General features: G+C 57.6%; 15 protein-coding genes. 10 read left to right on the top strand and 5 right to left on the bottom strand.

Annotated elements, in window-relative coordinates:
* Positions 1–3: 3 nt before the first annotated feature.
* Positions 4–3,051 (top strand): DUF5060 domain-containing protein, encoded by a 3,048-nt coding sequence (locus tag RISK_RS22470; protein WP_173442720.1) that lies wholly within the window; start codon positions 4–6, stop codon positions 3,049–3,051.
* Position 3,052: 1 nt separating this feature from the next.
* Here RISK_RS22470 and RISK_RS22465 read toward each other — a convergent pair whose 3' ends face one another.
* Positions 3,053–4,348 carry an ATP-grasp domain-containing protein gene (locus RISK_RS22465; protein ID WP_236696582.1) on the bottom strand — a complete coding sequence of 432 codons (1,296 nt, stop codon included), beginning with the start codon at positions 4,346–4,348 and terminating at the stop codon, positions 3,053–3,055.
* A gap of 116 nt (positions 4,349–4,464) precedes the next feature.
* Between RISK_RS22465 and fae the strand changes: the two genes are divergently transcribed.
* Together fae and RISK_RS22455 are read left to right on the top strand one after the other, a co-directional pair.
* On the top strand, positions 4,465–4,962 hold the full coding sequence (gene fae / locus RISK_RS22460) for a formaldehyde-activating enzyme (RefSeq protein ID WP_047816521.1): 498 nt from the start codon (positions 4,465–4,467) through the stop codon (positions 4,960–4,962).
* Positions 4,963–5,067: 105 nt separating this feature from the next.
* Positions 5,068–5,952: an NADP-dependent methylenetetrahydromethanopterin/methylenetetrahydrofolate dehydrogenase gene (locus tag RISK_RS22455; RefSeq protein ID WP_047816520.1), complete on the top strand. Its 885-nt coding sequence runs from the start codon at positions 5,068–5,070 to the stop codon at positions 5,950–5,952.
* 156 nt (positions 5,953–6,108) lie between these two features.
* On the opposite strand, the gene RISK_RS22450 is transcribed toward RISK_RS22455, so the two are convergent.
* Positions 6,109–7,857 carry a hypothetical protein gene (locus RISK_RS22450; RefSeq protein WP_083435122.1) on the bottom strand — a complete coding sequence of 583 codons (1,749 nt, stop codon included), beginning with the start codon at positions 7,855–7,857 and terminating at the stop codon, positions 6,109–6,111.
* A 601-nt stretch (positions 7,858–8,458) separates the two neighbouring features.
* On the opposite strand from RISK_RS22450, the gene RISK_RS22445 reads away from it, so the two are divergent.
* Positions 8,459–9,370 carry a dihydrodipicolinate synthase family protein gene (locus tag RISK_RS22445; protein WP_047816519.1) on the top strand — a complete coding sequence of 304 codons (912 nt, stop codon included), beginning with the start codon at positions 8,459–8,461 and terminating at the stop codon, positions 9,368–9,370.
* Between the two features lie 117 nt (positions 9,371–9,487).
* Here the strand turns inward: RISK_RS22445 and RISK_RS22440 are convergent, their stop codons facing one another.
* From RISK_RS22440 to pyk, 3 genes are all read right to left on the bottom strand, one after another.
* The gene (locus RISK_RS22440) at positions 9,488–9,868 is read right to left on the bottom strand and encodes an Hsp20/alpha crystallin family protein (RefSeq protein ID WP_047816722.1); all 381 of its coding nucleotides are present in this window, start codon (positions 9,866–9,868) and stop codon (positions 9,488–9,490) included.
* 107 nt (positions 9,869–9,975) lie between these two features.
* The gene (locus RISK_RS22435; RefSeq protein WP_047816721.1) at positions 9,976–10,401 is read right to left on the bottom strand and encodes an Hsp20/alpha crystallin family protein; all 426 of its coding nucleotides are present in this window, start codon (positions 10,399–10,401) and stop codon (positions 9,976–9,978) included.
* Between the two features lie 220 nt (positions 10,402–10,621).
* Positions 10,622–12,052 (bottom strand): pyruvate kinase, encoded by a 1,431-nt coding sequence (gene pyk / locus RISK_RS22430; protein ID WP_047816518.1) that lies wholly within the window; start codon positions 12,050–12,052, stop codon positions 10,622–10,624.
* Between the two features lie 105 nt (positions 12,053–12,157).
* Between pyk and RISK_RS22425 the strand changes: the two genes are divergently transcribed.
* From RISK_RS22425 to RISK_RS22400, 6 genes are all read left to right on the top strand, one after another.
* Entirely contained in the window at positions 12,158–12,901 is a 744-nt protein-coding gene (locus RISK_RS22425) for a hypothetical protein (protein ID WP_047816517.1), read from the top strand.
* Positions 12,902–12,939: 38 nt separating this feature from the next.
* On the top strand, positions 12,940–14,019 hold the full coding sequence (bioB, locus tag RISK_RS22420) for a biotin synthase BioB (RefSeq protein WP_047816516.1): 1,080 nt from the start codon (positions 12,940–12,942) through the stop codon (positions 14,017–14,019).
* A gap of 1 nt (position 14,020) precedes the next feature.
* Positions 14,021–14,845, top strand: coding sequence for an SDR family NAD(P)-dependent oxidoreductase (locus RISK_RS22415; RefSeq protein WP_047816515.1), 825 nt, complete (start codon positions 14,021–14,023; stop codon positions 14,843–14,845).
* 120 nt (positions 14,846–14,965) lie between these two features.
* Positions 14,966–15,442, top strand: a complete 477-nt coding sequence (gene rnhA, locus RISK_RS22410) for a ribonuclease HI (RefSeq protein WP_047816514.1) — start codon at positions 14,966–14,968, stop codon at positions 15,440–15,442.
* 107 nt (positions 15,443–15,549) lie between these two features.
* Entirely contained in the window at positions 15,550–17,118 is a 1,569-nt protein-coding gene (locus RISK_RS22405) for a phytoene desaturase (RefSeq protein WP_047816513.1), read from the top strand.
* A gap of 266 nt (positions 17,119–17,384) precedes the next feature.
* Entirely contained in the window at positions 17,385–18,182 is a 798-nt protein-coding gene (locus tag RISK_RS22400) for a phosphatidylinositol-specific phospholipase C/glycerophosphodiester phosphodiesterase family protein (RefSeq protein WP_236696580.1), read from the top strand.
* Positions 18,183–18,302 lie beyond the last annotated feature (120 nt).

Here is an 18,302-nt window from a genome sequence, read left to right as displayed (position 1 = left end):
GCAATGGCAATGACGTTTGCCTGTTGTGTCACCGCCTTGGCCCAAAAACCGAACACAGTGTTCGAGGAAGCCAAAGGATTTGTGAAAGTCGAGGCGGAAGATTTCGCGTCGCAAACGAACACCGACAAACGCGCCTTCTATTTGACAACCGCAGAGTCGACTCCCTCGATCCAACCTGACGGAGACCCATCGCACGCGGAGAGCGCCAGCGGCGGCGCTTACCTGGAAATTTTGCCTGACACACGGCGCACGCACGCGGACAAATTGATCCACGGCACCAACTTTTCACCGCAGCCCGGCAAAATGGCCGTGTTGACCTACCGTGTGAACGTGCAGACTCCTGGTCGTTACTACGTGTGGGTACGAGCGTACTCGACCGGTGGTGAAGACAACGGGTTGCATGTTGGCCTCGATGGGACTTGGCCCGAATCGGGACAACGTCTGCAATGGTGTCAAGGCAAACATTCGTGGTACTGGGACAGCAAACAGCGAACCGAGGCACAACACTGCGGCGAACCAGGCAAGATCTTCCTGGACATTCATGAGCCCGGCGAACACAAGATCCACTTCTCGATGCGAGAAGACGGGTTCGAGTTTGACCAATGGTTGATGACCACCGATCCAAATTTCAAACGGCCCCCAGCGGGACCTTCCGCGAAGCCCCAACAAGCTTCCGAAAAAGTAACCCTTGCATTGCCCGCCAAAGAATTCGAATTCAAGAGCGATGGCTACTACTTGGACCAAGGCAAATGGTTGGCGATCAACCCTGATCGCAACAAAAAGGCTGCTGCACAGAAGGTGTTTCCGTTTCCTAGCGGCCGCTATGACATCACGTTGAAGGCCGTGGGAGAAAACGATGGCCAATCGACCTACACGCTGTCTGCTGACAAAGAGTCCATCGGTTCGTTCACTTGCCCATTGGCTGACCAGACTTACGCCGAAGGCGAACAGTTCCACAAAACCTTTGCGAACGTCCAGGTCACCGAGGGTGCTGAATTAGAAGTCACTTCTCAGATCGCATCGGCAGACGGCCAAGAGTTCAGCCGAGCACGCTGGAGCGAATTGACGTTCACTCCCGCGAATGCTGCGACCGCCAAGGTCGCAGCCAAATTCGCGAAAGAGAATAATCAGTCCGTCGCGAAAGCGTCTGCCAAGTCCGATTCGAAAGATCGCAGCGGCAGTCCCACCAAACCGGTCAGCGATCAACCGCTCCAAATGCCTCGCGAAAAGGATGGCGACGGCACGGTCAAAGTCAGTGGCGAAAAACGCATGTGGCACAAGATCACGCTGACACTCGATGGTCCGTATGCTCACGAGAAAGACAACGCTCCGAACCCATTCTTGGACTATCGATTGGATGTCGAGTTTCAACACGAGAGCGGCAAACAGCACTTGGTCCCGGGATACTTCGCCGCCAATGGCGATGCCGCGAATTCGTCTGCAGAATCAGGCACTCAGTGGCGTGCTCACTTTGCTCCAGATGAAACGGGAACCTGGACCTACACCGTTCGATTCGTCAAAGGCAAGAACGCTTCGATTGATCGAGATGCCTCCTCAGCAGCATTGGCACCCTTCGACGGAAAGACGGGGAAGTTCACCGTCGCCAAGACCAACAAGTCCGGTCGTGACTTGCGTGCTCACGGACGCTTGCAATACGTCAACAAACCTCACCTGCAATTCGCGGGCAGTGAAACGTACTTCCTCAAAGCCGGCGCCGACGCGCCTGAAACCTTGCTGGGCTACGCTGAGTTCGACGGGACCGTTGCTGGCAAACCGGGCAGGGTGCCTTTGAAGAAGTACGCACCACACATTGGCGATTGGCGACGTGGCGACCCAACCTGGAAAGACGGCCAAGGCAAGGGTTTGATCGGTGCGGTCAACTACCTTTCATCGAAAGGCTGCAATGCGTTTTCATTCTTGACCTACAACGCAGGCGGAGACGGCGACAACGTTTGGCCTTTCATCCAGCGTGACGACAAACTGCATTATGACTGCAGCAAACTGGACCAGTGGGGCATCGTCTTTGACCACGGAACCCAAAACGGCATGTACCTGCATTTCAAGTTGCAGGAAACCGAGAACGATGACCATCGCCAAGGTCAAAAGTCCAACGGCTACAAACCGGAATCGCTCGATGGTGGCAAACTCGGCACGCAGCGAAAGTTGTACTTGCGAGAAATCATCGCTCGCTTCAGTCACAACCTGGCATTGAACTGGAACCTTTCCGAAGAGACCACGCAAACCGCCGACGAACATCTCGCGATGCTGAACTACATCGAAGAAATGGACCCTTACGGGCACCATCGCGTCTTGCACACTTACCCCGGTCAGCAAGACCTCAAGTACGATGCTTTGATTGGTGACAAGTCCAACCTGACTGGCGTGTCACTGCAAAACAGCCACATCAAGGACACTCACTCACAAACCGTGAAGTGGTGTGAAAAATCACGCGAGGCTGGCAAACCTTGGGTGGTTGCCTTTGATGAATCGGGATCGGCCGCCCACGGCCAGTGTCCCGACCTTGGTTACCGCGGTTACGACGGCCACGACAAAACCGGAAAGATGACCTACACCCAACATGAAGTCCGCAAGCAAACCTTGTGGGGCAACTTCATGGGTGGTGGTGGCGGAGTCGAATACTACTTCGGCTATCAATACGACGAGAACGACCTTGCGTGCGAAGATTGGCGAAGTCGCGATCAGAGCTGGGACGCGTGCCGGATCGCGATTGAGTTCTTCCAAAACAACTCGATCCCGTTTTGGGACATGACCAACGCCGACGAACTGATTGGCAACGACAAGCACGACAATTCGAAGTATTGCTTGGCGAAGACTGGTGAGGTGTACGTGGTGTATTTGCCAAACGGAGGCACAACGTCCATCGACCTGAGTGATGCCGATGGCGAGTTCCAAGTGCAGTGGTACAACGCCCGCAGCGGGGGCGATCTGCAATCGGGTTCCGTCAAAACCGTTTCGGGCGGCGGTTCGGTCAACATCGGCAATCCTCCCGCCGACGCCGATCAAGATTGGGCCGTGTTGCTACGGAAGTAGTTCACCTTGCACCCTGAACGATCCGAATGGCCCGGCGCAACTGCGCCGCGGCCATTCTTTTTGCGCGGTCATCCTTCCTGAGCAACACCGTCAGGATCGGTTCGCCTGCCTTCACAAAGGCGGTGGACGACGAGGGCAGGTCCGCCAGTTCCACGGCGATCGAATCTGCGCGAAACTGCTTTTGAATTTTCTCGACGTCGACCAAGACATCTCGATTGGCAAACACGATTCGCTTGACCCACTGAGCGGATGCGTTCCGACCGTGCAACCATTCGGAACTCGATCGGCAAGCCAGCAGATCCGTCTGATCGCGTCCATCAATGGCGTCCAGATGCATTCGCATCAGGGAGTGATCCGGAGACAACCATCCGGCCTCGGTGGCCCAACGCTCGATGATCTCGCACGATGCACTGGGACGAGGGTTCAGTTCCAGCAACCACCATCGACCTGCCGAGTCACGAATGAAGTCGAGATTGAAGAGTCCGCGAAGGGAAAACTCCCGTGCGACTCGTTCACTCAGAACTTGCAGCGACCGCCAAGGCACGTTGCCGGGATCAGCGCCACCCCCCTCGAAGATCGGGCCTCGCGAACCCGAGTAGACAAACGGCCGGTCACCGGACCGGTGATGGAGCCCGCGAGACAGCCCCAGCACCCGTGTCTGATCGGATTCCGCAATGGCCACCAGCCCGTACGAGCGACCGTGAACCCGTTGTTGCAACCATCCGTCGCCCGATGTCGCGATCGACAGGTCCTCTGGCAGCACCCGACGAATTCCCAAACCGCCGGTCGAGCCGATTTGCTTCCACAGCCAGTCGATGGATCGGCCAGATGCCCCGTCCACCCAATCCGCCAGAGGTGCGTCCTCGCCGGCAGCTCCCGCCAAACAGCCCCGCCCGGCAGAACACTGGTAGGTGAGAGGAATCGTCACCGGGAACTCATCGACGCCGGATTCGATGGCCAGTTTGCAAACAAGGGAACGCAAGCGGTTCCAGCCCTCCCACGGATTCGCCGCCCCGGCGACCTGCAGCCCACCCACGTGGACCACTCTCGCGGCGTGCAAATTCGCGACCGAATCGATCTGTTCGGACAGATTTCGCGAGGGTTCCTGGTCCGACTGAAATGCATGGAATCGGTCGCAAACCATTCGGGTGTCGGAATCGCCGAACCAATCCAGGCCAATGAGCCGTGAATTAGGCTGCCCACGACGCAGCGATTGGGCGGCCCATCGAACCGACGCCCCCACCAACAGAATTGCGGGGCGGTTCTCACCGTCGCAGGGGTTTGTTACCGTTTTCAACCTGCCCGACCCACCCATCGCCATTGGTGTGTTCATCCTGCGTGTGGGGTAAGGACCATGTGTTCCCACCGGTAAATCTTTGGGCGTTTGTTTCCCCTCTCCAAAGGCATCTTGTCATGCAATTCCACATTGGTGAATCCCTCGTCGGTGACGGCAACGAAATTTCTCACATCGATCTGATGATCGGTAGCAAAGACGGACCCGTCGGCGCAGCGTTTGCCAACGCATTGGCCAATCAAAGCGAAGGTCACACAAACCTGTTGGCCGTGCTCGAGCCCAACGTGGCTGTGAAGCCATCGACCGTGATGGTGACCAAAGTCACGATCAAAGGCATGAAGCAAGCCGTGCAAATGTTCGGACCTGCTCAAGCCGCCGTCGCTCAAGCGGTTGCCGACGCTGTCAGCGAAGGCATCATTCCAAAGGATCAGTGCGAAGATCTGGTTTGCGTTTGTGGTGTGTTCATTCACCCCGCCGCCGAAGACGACGAAAAGATCTACAAGTACAACTACGAAGCCACCAAGGACGCCCTCAAGTCGGCCATGCAAGGCAAACCGACTGTGGACGACATGCTGGCAAAGAAGGACACCGCTGCTCACCCCTTCAAGGGCTTCTGAGCCAACACTTGGTCCAAAGCAAAATGACGAACAAGCTTCGGGCGTGAGCCCGAAGCTTTTCTTTTGTCTTCTACGAACCCATCTTTCTGCACACTGGTGACGACGATGCCCAAGAACATCCTCTTTCAACTGGACGTGGATCCTCACCCCAGTTCGTTCGATGCGGTTGTCGCCGTGGACGCGGGCGTTGACCACTTGTTCCAGTATGGCAGTGTGCAAGCGGACTCGGTCGAATCACTGGTACACGGCGCCATGTTCACTCGTGGTGGTGACGACCTCAAACACTCCGCTCTGTTCATCGGCGGGAACGATGTGGTTCAAGCCGAAGCAATCTTTCGCCGTGTTCAAAAAGCTTTCTTTGGCCCCGTTCGCGTTTCGGTGATGCTGGACGCTTCCGGATGCAACACCACCGCTGCCGCTGCGGTGGCCTCCGCCTCCAAGCACGTGACACTGGATGGCTGCACCGCCGTGGTCCTGGGCGGCACCGGTCCCGTTGGCAGGCGTGTTGCTCAAATGCTGGCGAGGCAAAACGCCAACGTGCTGCTGACCAGCCGTTCGCTCAACCGCGCCGAGACCGCCTGCCAAGAGATCGGCGTCCACGTCCGATCCGGCAACCTGGAAGCCGCCGCACCCGAGAAGGAAGACGACTTGAAAGCCTTGCTGGAACGCGCCGATGTGATCATCGCCAGTGGAGCGGCCGGCGTGGAACTGGCGTCCAGAGAACTGATCCTCGGCCTGACCAAGTTGCGGGTTGCAATCGACCTCAATGCGGTCCCACCCGCCGGCCTGGGCGGCGTCGAAGCGTTCGACAAGTCCAAACCGCTGCACGAAAGCCAGGCGGACGGCCCAGTCGCTTACGGTCCCATCGGCGTGGGTGGACTGAAGATGCGAACACACAAAGCCGCGATCGCCAAGCTCTTCACGTCGAATTCATTGGTGCTGGACGCCGATGAAATTTATGACCTGACGATGGAACAGATGAATCGCTGAGCGCTGGATGCCACCATCGGTGATCGCCACCGTGGCGGCTTTCGAAAGAGCCACTCTCGACCGAGACACCTGAAGAAACGCGAAAAGGCGAGTCCCGAAAGACTCGCCTTTTTGATGCGTCAACTGGTTTGGAAGAACCCTGTTTTGCCTGTGAACTTACAACTCACGAGCGAAGGTTGGGTTCCAGCGAACGCGGTGCGAAATGTTGCGGACACTGGCGGGTTGGCCCTCGATTCCGCGACGTTTCCAACTGGCCTCTTTGTCATCCAATTGAGGCTGTTCGACTTCGTCTGAATCCTGTGGATCAAACATGTGGTCGTAGTTGTCGGGCAGGTCGCTGTTGGAATCCGGTTCCGGGGCATCAAATTCGACTTTGCCCATCGTGGAACTGGGCTCGGACTCATCCAACTGATAAGGAGCATCGAGTTGCGTTTCTTCCGAATCCAAAATGGGTCGTGAACTGGTCACTGAACCGGGCTCGGTGATGACCGAGGGACCGAGGTAACTCGAAGTGCTGGGGTAACTCGACGAATAGGGTGCCGATTCGACGATCGGACGGAACGATGAGTAACCATTTGTAATCGCGGGACTGAACGGATCGACGTACGACAACGGCACACGTTCGACGACGGTCCGCGGGACCATTTGCTGGACTTGATACTTTTGGTATCGCGGAACCGAAACCGGCCGACGAACGACTTGCACGACTTCTTCTTGCTCGTAGTACTTCACCGTGATCGGTTCGCGACGAGTCTTGTAGACCACGCGACTGGTTTGCACGGGAACCTTGCGAACCACTTCTTCAGCGACCCAACGTTTGCTTTGCACTGGCACTTTCCGAGTGGACGTTTCCGTCACAGGACGCTGCACAATGTAGGGCACTTTTCGCACAGTCGTCTGAGGAACCATCTTCGTCGTTTGCACGGGCACGTTTTGCGTGACCATTTCGGTTTGCATTCGCTGCACGGTCACCGGCACGTTCTGCGTCACCATTTCGGATTGCATCCGGGTCACTTGGATCGGACGCTGGACTTGCTGCACTTCCGGCATGTATTGCGTTTGAGCAATTTGTTGATTGATGTAGTTCGGACGATAGACCATTTGAGTCTGGACCTGCGGCGGTGTGACCACGGGCACTGCGGTCGCCGCACCACGCGGATACGCCAACAACCCGAGCGGACCAGGCTTGTAGTAGGCCCGTGGGTTCCAGCCCAAACCGTACTGCAATTGGCTCGGCGTGACGGTCGTTTGTGGCACGTAACCACCCGCGTCGACCGTTTGCTGCTGAACTGTTGTGACAGGTCGGTACGAGGTGACCTGTTGGGTTTGCATCTGGGTTTCAGTGACCGGTCGCTGAACCATGTACTGCTGCTGAACCATCTGCGTTTCGGTGACCGGGCGTTGCACCTGGTACTGCTGTTGGTACATCTGCGTTTCGGTCACGGGACGGTAAGTCGTGACACGTTCTTCGCGTTCGGCGGTCTCGTTGACGTACCGGGTTTGCGTGACCGTTTCTTCGCGGTACGAAGTTTCCGTGACCGGTTTGTAGATCGTGTAGCGTTCTTCGCGAAACGCGGTTTCGGTGACGGTTTCTGGGACCGTGACTTCGCGTTCTTCGACCCGGGTCTTCAAGACCGGCCGATAGCTTTTGACCTCTTCTTCGACGTACTGGGTTTCATAGGTCAGACGCATGCGTTCGACCACTTCGGGCTGCATGATCGTCTGAGATTGCAAGCGATATTGCGGTGTGAAGCAGCACGCATCCTGAGCCGATGCGGTTCCAGCGGCCAACAGGCAACTCAGCGCCGAGAGTTTGGCAAATTTCGATGACAGGACAGAGTGATTCATACGTTCATTCAAACAGAGGTCTTTGAGGCGAAGGCCGATACGAGTCGAAACGGTCATGGTGGCATGTCTCAAAAAGGAAAACCCAGGCGTGGCACCCAGGTCTCGATGGATCGAGACGACAGGTGCACAAACCGTGAGTCACAGCCGGATTGTTGCAATGGCGAACCCAAAGGAAAGGGCAAGCCGTTGGCGCGGCAGGCATCCTTGGGCCCAAAACAGCCGCACAAATAAGAGTAGGCAAGACTTGAGCCATTTGCAGAAAAAACCCGCGAAAAACGACACTTTTGCGACCTCCCTGGAGTCGCAAACTCACTATTTTGCCGAGACCGTCCCGCCAAACACACAGGCGTTGCATTTTCGCAACATCGCACAACCCGCCCAAACCTCCCCTTCGTTCGGGGCGTCATTTTCGATCGGCCCAGACCGCGAACATCGAAACACCAGCCAAGACATGGGGCGGAGACCTCCCGCCCCATTCGTCGTCTCCGGCCGCTGCTCCCGTCGCTTCGGCGTGACGAAGGAGTTACTTTGTGGGCCAAGATTTGAGTGTTCTTCCCCGCCCGTTGCCGGACTGCCCTGTCACCGGCGCATCGTCGCCCGCGCGTTGTCTCCCAACGGGCCCCCACCGACCAAGTTTCCCGTCCTCTGAGTTCCCACCATGAAAACCGGACCGTTCAATCCCAACCTGTTGTCTGAATCTGTCTTTGCCGTGCCACCGTTGGCTCGTGATGCGGACTATCAAATCGATGCGGACGAAAACGAAAAGATCATCCGATTCCTCGAAGCGGGCGGCGTTCGCTCGTTGCTGTACGGTGGCAACGCGGTGCTCTACCACACCAGCCTGGCTGACTTCGACGATTTGCTGGGGATGATTTCCGACTCCGCAGGACCAGACACCACCGTCGTGCCATCGTTTGGCCCGTCTTTTGGAATTGCCTCGGACCAGATCAACATCCTGCAAGAATTTGATTTCGGGACCGCGATGCTGTTGCCTTCTCGCGACATTGTCGATTCGGCAGGCATCGCAACGGGCATCCGAAAGTTGTCCGAACAGTACGGCAAGCCCATTGTCGTTTATCTGAAGCACGACCGATGGTTGTCACCTGACGACCTGAAGTCACTCGACGATGACGGCGTCATCTCATGGATCAAGTACGCGGTTGTTCGCGAGAATCCCGCGGAAGACGACTACCTGCGTGAAGTCCTCGACGTCTTCCCCGCCGAACGAATCGTCAGCGGCATTGGCGAACAGCCCGCAATCATTCACTTGCGTGACTTCGGCATCACCGGGTTCACCAGCGGCTGCGTGTGCGTCGCGCCTCGCAAGAGCATGGATATGCTGGGATCGATCCAAGGCGGCGACATGGAAATGGCGGAATCCATCCGCCAGTACTTCCTCCCGCTGGAAAACCTTCGCGATGGCATTCACCCGATTCGGGTTTTGCACGAAGCGGTCGCACTCGCCGGCGTTGCGAACACGGGCCCGATCCAGCCCATGCTGAGCAACGTTTGCGACGAAACCAAATCGAAGATTCAAGAAGCACTGCGGACGATGAAGGTCATCCACTGAGCTGGCTTGCGTCGCCTTGACAGCAGCCTCAAACGAAGGCTCCCCCACGAAAGACCGTGCGGTCATCCCGCACGGTCTTTTTCATGGACACACCCTTCGTTCCTTCGGTCACAGGCTTCAGCCTGCCTGAACCTGGATGCGTCGGGGCTTGGCTTCTTCGGATTTCGGCAGATGCAGGGTCAGCACACCGTTTTTCATCTCCGCCGTGATCCCAGCTGCATCAATTTTTTCACCGATCGTGAAGCTTCGCTGGAAGTCGCCGACTTCGTACTCCGACTGCAGGTAGGAATCCGGTGCTGCATGGCGCGTGACTGAACCGCGAATGGTCAACAACCGGTTCTCAAACTGGACGTCCAGGTCCGCTGGATCGACACCGGGCAAATCGCCCAACAGCGTCAACTCCTGCTCGCCTTCCCAGATATCAAATCGCGGCGTGAACGTCGTGCCGCGACGGGGGTTCTGGGTGCGTTCGTTGGAACGGGTGTTGGGACCAGCCATGGTGGTCGTCTTGTTTTCTGACCCATTGGAATGGGTCGTCATGGCAGTGCTCATGAGTTTCTCCAATCAATCAAAAAAGGGGGGTGGGTCGAGGACGAGCCAACCGATCAGCTCGACTGAACCTCGATTCGGCGTGGTTTGGCAGTTTCACTTTTGGGGAGCGTGATCCTGAGGATGCCGCATTGAAAGTCCGCCGAGACTTGCTCGGCGTCGATGTCGGCGGGCAACTCCATCATTCGATGAAAGCTACCGAACCCACGCTCTTGGCGGTGCCACGTTCCACCTTCCATCTCCGGCGCAGATCGCTCGCCTTTGAGCGTGAGCTGGTTCGCATCGACGTCGATTTCAAGCTGCTCGGTTTCAAATCCAGGCAATTCCGCTTCGACATACACCGTGCCGTCGTCTTCCCAGACATTCAGAGCTGGGAAGGTGATTGCGGACGTGCCGGATGGAACACCGCGAGTGAACAGTCGGTCCATCTCACGCGAAAGGCGGTTCAATTCGTTCCAAGGTTCCCAACGTGTCGCTAACATTTTTGATCCTCCGTTCACACAAGTGTGCAAGCAAAGTTTGTTGAAAGAATCTTGCTCAACGCGGGATGTCAAACTGACAGACGGCGTCGAGCTGGAGCTTCAAAAATGCAACGGGCGTGCCAAATCCCCGCCAAACGAACTCGTATTTCGGAAACCGGCAACGAACCAAACCGTGAACCGGAGCCGTGGATGGAATCATCCACCACGGTTCGCAGACTGGCTACTCAACCTGGCGGAGTTGCAGTGTGTCGATGATCTTTTCGTCGGCCAGAGCGTTGGTGATGACCCCCAACCAAACGCCTGGTTTGCACCAACCACTTTCCTTCAGGACATCCAACGCGTTGGTGATCGTTTGATCGTGATCCTCCGAAAACTCCATGAAGAACGGCTCCACACCCCAAGGCAGCATCAGATGATGAAACGTGTGTTCAACGTCGGTGAAGGCAAAGATTGGCACGCCACGAGGCCGGAGCGCACCGAGCACATAGGCCAAAAAACCGCTGCGGGTGAAGACAACGACTCCCGAGTCGCCCATTTCCTGCGCCAACGTGCATGCCGATCGCAGCATCATTGACTTTGGCTCACGGAGCACGATCTTCGAGTTCAATTGACGGCTGACGGTTGGCTCGATACTGGCAACGATGTTTTGCAGCACACCGACGGATTCCAGCGGGTATTTGCCCGTGGTGGTTTCCCCGGACAGCATCACCGCATCGGCTTGTTCGCGAATCGCGTTGGAAACGTCAGACACTTCCGCGCGGGTTGGAACCGGGGAATGAATCATCGACTCGAGCAAGTGCGTGGCGATGATGACCGGTTTGCCATCTTCTTGGCAGGCACGAATCAGCTCGGTTTGAACGAGCGGCAGGCGGTGGTAATCGATTTCGACGCCGAGGTCCCCGCGGGCGACCATGATGGCATCGGATTGCCGGATGATCGCCTTCATGTTGCGAACGCCAGCTTGGTCCTCGATCTTCGAAATGATGCGGGCGGGCGAATCGTGCTGGACCAAGAACTCTCGCAGTGAGTCGACGTCCGCCGCTTGGCGAACAAACGACAGTGCAACGAAGTCGATGCCCGCTTGGATCCCCGCGACCAAGTCCGTTCGGTCCTTGTCCGTGATCGCAGGCAAGTTGACTTGGACGCCGGGCAGGTTGATGTGCCGGCGAGAGTCCAATTCGCCGGTTGTGATCACGCGGCAGCGGACCGTCGTGGCGTCCTTGCTGACCACGTGCCAGTGCAGCAATCCGCTGTCGACCAAGATGGTGCTGTCCAAATCAATCGCCTTGGGCAGACCGGGATAGTTCACGCTAACCCGCGGCGTTCCATCGGACTCCACCGCCGATTGGTCGGGACAGTCTTCGGTGAACAGCACCAGCTCATCACCGGTCTTCAGATCGATCGGTGCAGCGACCGCACCGGTTCGAATCTCAGGGCCTTTCACGTCCATCATCACCGCAACATGACGGTCAATCTGCTTGGAGACCGCTCGAATTCGGGCGACGATTTCGCCGACCCATTCGGGAGTTCCGTGAGCCATGTTGAGCCGCATGACATCGACACCCGCTTCGATCAACGCCGCCAATTTTTCGGGGGACTCGGTTGCTGGTCCGATCGTGGCAATGATTTTGGTGTGACGGTAGTCCTGCACGGTTGCGTCTCAGTGAGCGGAAAAAGAAGGGACGAGGCGGCGAAGTGTCGCGGGCAACGGCCTGACAAACAAGCTACCGAGCCGACAACGGACCGCATCCCACCGATGGCGGCTCAGTTGGTTGCATTTGCCTCCATTCCGTTCACCAGCCACAATGGCGAGCAGTTCCCTAGCGTCCGTCAATTTGGATTTGGCACGATGTCCCCTCTTGAAATGCAACCCACGTTCTCTATGGACTTTCCGGTCCCATCCGACGCGATGGTGGCGGGGGTCCGCACGGCCATTGCCACTCTGGGCCCCACCACGCGAGCTGTCGCGGCGGGCAAGTGCCTGGAAATCGCTCCGCCACGGAACGAAACTCGGTTTTGGTCCCCGCACCTGTCGATCCAGTTCAGCGATGTGCGTCCCGAGTCGTCTGGGAACGCGGAATTGCCCCACCTCAGCGACCATTCGGTGCCAGCAGGGGCCTCGCCGGACAATGCCTCGGACGTGAACTGTCAGCTGTTTGGCCGGTTCTCGCCGAGACCTGAAATCTGGACGTTCTGCATGTTTCTCTATTTTGCCATGGCATTGATCCTGTGTGGCGGATTGCTGATCGCATACGTGCAGTGGAGCCTCGGTGCCTCGATGACGGGGCTGTGGATGGTGCCAATTTCTCTGTTGGTGATCGTCGGCCTGCACGCAGCGAGCTTGATCGGACAAGGTCTGAGCCGCCATCAGATGATCGAGTTGCGGCAGCAGTTGGACCAGATTTTGGCGTTGGCGGCCCCAGAAACTCCCACTGCGGAACGCCCCGCCTTGTCGACGGCAGACCAAACGCCGACGATGCGGGTCGAAATCACGTCCTGATCTTCCTCCATCTCCTTCCCCGCTGACCCCCTGGTTCCATGAGCGTTGCTGACTCCAGTGCTGCCGATTCTGTTGCTGCCCCGGACACTGCCGACACGTCATCGTCCGCCGGTGCGTTTTCGCCTCCGGGATACTACGACGCGTTGGCTCAACAGGTCCTCGACGGCACGCCGATCACGCGTGAGCAAGCGCTCGGAATGCTGGAAGCGTCTGACCTGGATGTGCCCGCGATCATCTCGGCCGGCTATCGAATTCGCCATCAGCACTTTGGCAACACGGTTCAGCTGTACTTCTTGATGAATGCCAAGAGCGGATTGTGCCCTGAGGATTGCCACTACTGCAGCCAATCCAAGGTCTCCGACGCGCCCGTCCCCAAGTACAACATTCTCAAACGCGACGCGTTGATGGATGCCGCCAAAGTTGCGGCAGAGCGAGGTGCCAAGACGTACTGCTTGGTGATCTCCGCTCGCGGGCCAAATGAACGCGAAATGAAAGCGGTCGAAGCGATCGTTCCCGAGATCAAACAGAAATACGACTTGGACATCTGCGCCTGCTTGGGCTTGCTGGATGAATCCCAAGCGGCACGGCTGAAGGCCTGTGGTGTCGACCGAGTCAACCACAACCTGAACAGCAGCGAATCGCATTACGAAAAGATCTGCACGACGCACACCTACGAAGACCGCGTTCAAACGCTGCGTCACGTTCGCGATGCGGGCATGGAAATGTGCAGCGGTGGCATCATCGGCATGGGCGAATCCAAGTCCGACATCGTGTCGATGGCGTTCGATCTCAACGAACTCGGTGTGCAATCGATTCCCGTCAACATTCTCAATGCGATCGACGGCACGCCGCTGGAAGGCACCGAGGCTCTGACGCCTCAAGACGCGCTGAAAGCCCTGGCGATGTTCCGGTTCGTGAACCCGGATCGTGAACTACGAATCGCCGGCGGTCGTGAACTGCACCTGCGTCAGCTGCAACCCATGGGACTGTACGTTGCCAACAGCGTGTTTGTGGGCGATTACCTGACGACGCAAGGTCAAGCACCTCAAGCAGATTACGACATGATTCGCGACCTCGGTTTCGATGTCACCGGTTCGTGCGAAGAGATGAGCGTCTGAGGTGGAAACCACCACTCGTCGTTCACGATTGCAAGGCGTTTTCGAAACGGATGATCCGGTTGCCATCGTCACGGGCAGTGGTTCACCGCGAGTCGGACGTGTCATCGCGGAAGAGCTGTCGCGGCGTGGATGCCATGTGGCCCTGCACGCCAACACCAGCGTTGACGAAGCGGAGCAAGCCGCCTCGCAGTGGCAACGACAATTCGGCCGAGAAGCGATTGTGACGCAAGGTTCACTCGAAGAAGACGCGACCTGCGATGCGATCATCGATCAAACGCACCAGCACTTTGGCCGGCTCGACATCCTGGTCAACAGCGCTGCGATCTGGACCCCCACGCGATTGGAAAACATCACCGGGGACGAGATCCGGCGGTACTTCCAAATCAACTCCGTCGCCTCGCTGTTGTGCGCTCGCGCCGCCGGTCGTCACATGGTCACGCAGTCCCGTGGTGGCTGCATCATCAACCTGGGTGACTGGGCCACGGTGCGACCTTACGCGGAACACGCCGCGTACTTTCCCAGCAAAGGGGCGATCGAAGTCATGACTCGGTCGTTGGCGGTGGAACTCGGAGCCAACAACGCAAACATTCGAGTCAACTGCGTGCAGCCAGGCCCCGTGCTGCTGTCCGAAGATGTCTCCGCAGAGACCGTGAAAGAATTGGCCGACAGCACGCTGGCTCGGCGAGTCGGCACGCCAGAGGACGTCGCTCACGCGGTTGGCTTCTTGTGCGAAAACACATTTGTCACCGGAGTCTGCTTGCCGGTCGATGGCGGCCGCAGCGTCTTCGCCCCCGACGGACTTCAAATTGGCCGCAACACCGGCTGAACCCAGCCGAAGTTGGAGCGTTGTGACTTCGCCCCAGAGACTCGAAAACGAGCGGTTCGAAAACCCAGCGACTTGAACCCTGCAACACGGACGCACCCCCATCCAACGGACTGAACCGACATGACTGAACCAAAACCTGCCGCCAACTTGAAACCCGTGGAGCTGTACACCGATGGTGCCTGCAGCGGGAACCCTGGACCGGGTGGTTGGGCATTTGTGTTGCGATGCCCACGGACGCTGAAAGAGATCCAGCGTTCAGGCGGCCAACCGCACACAACCAACAACCAAATGGAATTGATGGCTGTGATCCGTGGACTGGAGGCTCTGAAACAACCCTGCGCTGTCGCTCTGTACTCCGACAGCAAATACGTGGGGCAGGGGATGTCGAGCTGGATGGCTGGCTGGAAGAGCCGCGGTTGGAAACGCAAAGAGGGTTCCAAACTGGTTCCGGTCAAGAACGTCGAACTGTGGCAAGAACTCGATCAGCAGATGCAAGACCACGTGGTGACCTACCATCATGTCAAAGGTCACGCCGGGCACACCGAAAACGAACTGTGCGATCAATTAGCGGTCGCGGCGTACCAGCAGTATCTCTAACACTGGCCGCACGCGTAAGATAATCCAGTTGCTCGCGGCAAACGTTAGAAGTCAAAACCGCGGGCTGGCTCTCGGTTGGTGTTCTTGGTCTGGTCAGTAAGGTTGTCATGTCGCAAAGGAAAGTCGTTGTCGTTGGAGCCGGCCCCGGTGGGTTGGCGTCGGCGATGCAGCTCGCCGCAGGCGGTTGCGACGTGACCCTCTTGGAACGCCGTGGGCAAGTCGGCGGCCGGACGTCGGCCATTGAAATGGATGGTTTCCGTTTTGACTGCGGCCCCACGTTCTTCCTGTACCCACGCGTGCTCGACGAGATTTTTCACTCGACCGGGCACGACTTGATGGAGGAGGTCCCGATGGAGCGATTGGACCCTCAATATCGACTGACATTCGGTGGGGGCGGCCAACTCGATTGCACTCCCGACATGGATGAGATGGATCGTCAGATCGCTCAATTTTCACCGCAGGACGTTGGGCAACTGAAGCGGTACATGGACGACAACCGGATCAAGCTCGAAAAGTTTCGTCCGATCTTGGAGTCGCCATTCAATTCCGCGATGGACGTGATGAAGCCGTCCTTGTTGGGCGCGGCCAAGCACCTGCATCCGTTCCGAACCCTGGGCAAAGAACTCGAACGCTACTTCAGCGACCCACGACTCGTGATCGCGTTCGCATTCCAGTCCAAGTACCTCGGGATGTCGCCGTTCAATTGCCCGAGCCTGTTCAGCATCCTGTCGTTTCTTGAATACGAATACGGCGTCTTCCATCCCATTGGTGGCTGCAGCCGCGTGAGCGAAAGGATGGCGGAACTCGCCGAACAAATGGGTGTGAAAATCCGACTCGATGAACCCGTCGAGTCGATCGAAATGGAAGGTCGTCGAGTTCGTGCGCTGCACACCCACCACGATCGCTACGACGCCGATGCGTTTGTCGTCAACGCCGACTTCGCGGACTGGATGACCAAGACCGTTCCCAACGCTTCCCGCAAACGTTGGTCGAACGAACAGATCGCCAAGAAGAAATTTTCCTGCAGCACTTACATGTTGTACCTGGGCATTGAAGGTCTGTACGAAGACCTACCGCACCACAGCATCCACATCAGCAAAGACTACAACCGCAACCTTCGCGAAATTGAAACGGATCATGTGCTCAGCCAAGATCCCTCGGTGTATGTCCAAAACGCGGGCGTGACCGATCCAACCTTGGCGCCCGCCGGACACAGTTCGTTGTACGTGTTGGTCCCAGTCACACATGACACCGAGAATGTTGACTGGTCCAAAGAAGCCTCCGGTTTTCGCGAGCTGACGCTGGACAAGTTGGGCGAGCTCGGCCTGACCGATTTGCGCGACCGGATTCGGGTGGAGCATCAAATCACGCCCGACGATTGGCAGAGTGACTACGCGATTTACAAAGGGGCCACGTTCAACTTGGCTCATAACTTGGGCCAAATGCTTCACAAGCGACCTCACAATCGTTTTGAAGAACTCGACGGCGTTTACTTGGTCGGCGGCGGCACGCATCCGGGCAGCGGTCTGCCTGTGATCTATGAATCCAGCCGGATCAGTTCCCGACTGTTGCTGCAAGATCTGGGGATGGACACGGGCTTCATGGACGAAGCCGCGCGTGGGGTCCCACCTCGTCCTGAGTCGGCCTCTCCTATCGCTCAACCCGCCACGGTTTGAGTGTTCCGCCGCAGGAGTGGCATCCGTTTCCAGACCGTGTGATTCACCCACAGACTGGAAGCCCACGCACGCTCCTTCGCGAAAAACGGAAATGCCAACAGGACCCGACAAAGCAGATAGAATCGTGGCTCTGAATTCGCATCCCCACCCCATGCGTCCACCACGAGCCCCACGTGAACATTTCAACACCAATTCGACGCGGAGCGAGCCTCTTCGCGGTCACTGCATTTTGTATCGCCGTCTGCTTCGCTAGCCTTTGGACTGGCGTGACAACGATCTCCTCGGCTCAGGAACCTGGTTCCGCCGCAGCAGCTCACCCCCAGGCTCACGCTCACAACGACTACCTGCACGAGCGTCCGCTGCTGGACGCCCTCGACAACGGATTCCGCAGCGTCGAAGCAGATATCTTTTTGGTCGAAGGGGACCTCTGGGTCGCGCACTCCACCTCGGAACTTTCCGCCGAACGGACCTTGAAAGCGTTGTACCTCGATCCACTGCGGCAACGCATGCGATCGAGCGCCCAGGCGGATGGCTCTTCGGACTCTTTTAAAAGCGTCGAAGGCGATGGCCTGCCCGTCACGTTGCTGATCGACCTGAAGTCCGAGGGGGAGTCCACCTATCGGGCGCTCAATCAGCTGCTTTCGACCTACGACGACGTGTTCACGCATGTCGATTCCGAAGGAGTGCATCGCCGCGGCGTCACCGCCATCATCAGTGGCAACCGCCCGATCGAATTGGTCCGGACGGAATTGCCCCGGTTTGTTGGCGTGGACGGCCGACTTGGTGATTTGGAAGGTGATTACTCAGCCGACCTGATGCCGTTGATCAGCGACCACTGGGGCCGCAATTTCAAGTGGCGTGGGAAGGGTGAGCTGCCCGAGGCCGATCGTCAAAAGCTGAGCCTGATTTTGGAACGAGCTCACCAGCAAAATCGCCGCGTCCGCTTCTGGGCGACGCCCGATCATCCAGCCGCTTGGACAGTCCTCCACAACGCGGGAGTCGACCTGATCAACACGGATGACCTCCAGGGCCTCAACAAATTTCTGCAATCACAATCCAAGTGACCCAGATTGGAAGCCCGTTCCGCTTGAAGTCCAGCACCTCCCTTGCCGACACCCCAATTCCACCCACTTGAGGAAATCTGGGTTCCACCGTCGAACCGGCCTGATCGGCGAGATTCCTTG

The organism is Rhodopirellula islandica (assembly GCF_001027925.1).
Lineage (GTDB): Bacteria > Planctomycetota > Planctomycetia > Pirellulales > Pirellulaceae > Rhodopirellula > Rhodopirellula islandica.
This window is presented reverse-complemented; position numbering and strand designations above follow the sequence as displayed.

Bases quoted from the DNA above. Each gene is read 5' to 3' on its own strand.
- RISK_RS22470 (WP_173442720.1), top strand. From the start codon at position 4: ATGGCAATGACGTTTGCCTGTTGTGTCACCGCCTTGGCCCAAAAACCG.
- RISK_RS22435 (WP_047816721.1), bottom strand. From the start codon at position 10,401: ATGTTAGCGACACGTTGGGAACCTTGGAACGAATTGAACCGCCTTTCG.
- bioB (WP_047816516.1), top strand. From the start codon at position 12,940: ATGAGCGTTGCTGACTCCAGTGCTGCCGATTCTGTTGCTGCCCCGGAC.
- RISK_RS22405 (WP_047816513.1), top strand. From the start codon at position 15,550: ATGTCGCAAAGGAAAGTCGTTGTCGTTGGAGCCGGCCCCGGTGGGTTG.
- RISK_RS22425 (WP_047816517.1), top strand. From the start codon at position 12,158: ATGGCGGCTCAGTTGGTTGCATTTGCCTCCATTCCGTTCACCAGCCAC.
- RISK_RS22440 (WP_047816722.1), bottom strand. From the start codon at position 9,868: ATGGCTGGTCCCAACACCCGTTCCAACGAACGCACCCAGAACCCCCGT.
- RISK_RS22455 (WP_047816520.1), top strand. From the start codon at position 5,068: ATGCCCAAGAACATCCTCTTTCAACTGGACGTGGATCCTCACCCCAGT.
- RISK_RS22445 (WP_047816519.1), top strand. From the start codon at position 8,459: ATGAAAACCGGACCGTTCAATCCCAACCTGTTGTCTGAATCTGTCTTT.
- rnhA (WP_047816514.1), top strand. From the start codon at position 14,966: ATGACTGAACCAAAACCTGCCGCCAACTTGAAACCCGTGGAGCTGTAC.
- fae (WP_047816521.1), top strand. From the start codon at position 4,465: ATGCAATTCCACATTGGTGAATCCCTCGTCGGTGACGGCAACGAAATT.
- RISK_RS22450 (WP_083435122.1), bottom strand. From the start codon at position 7,857: ATGACCGTTTCGACTCGTATCGGCCTTCGCCTCAAAGACCTCTGTTTG.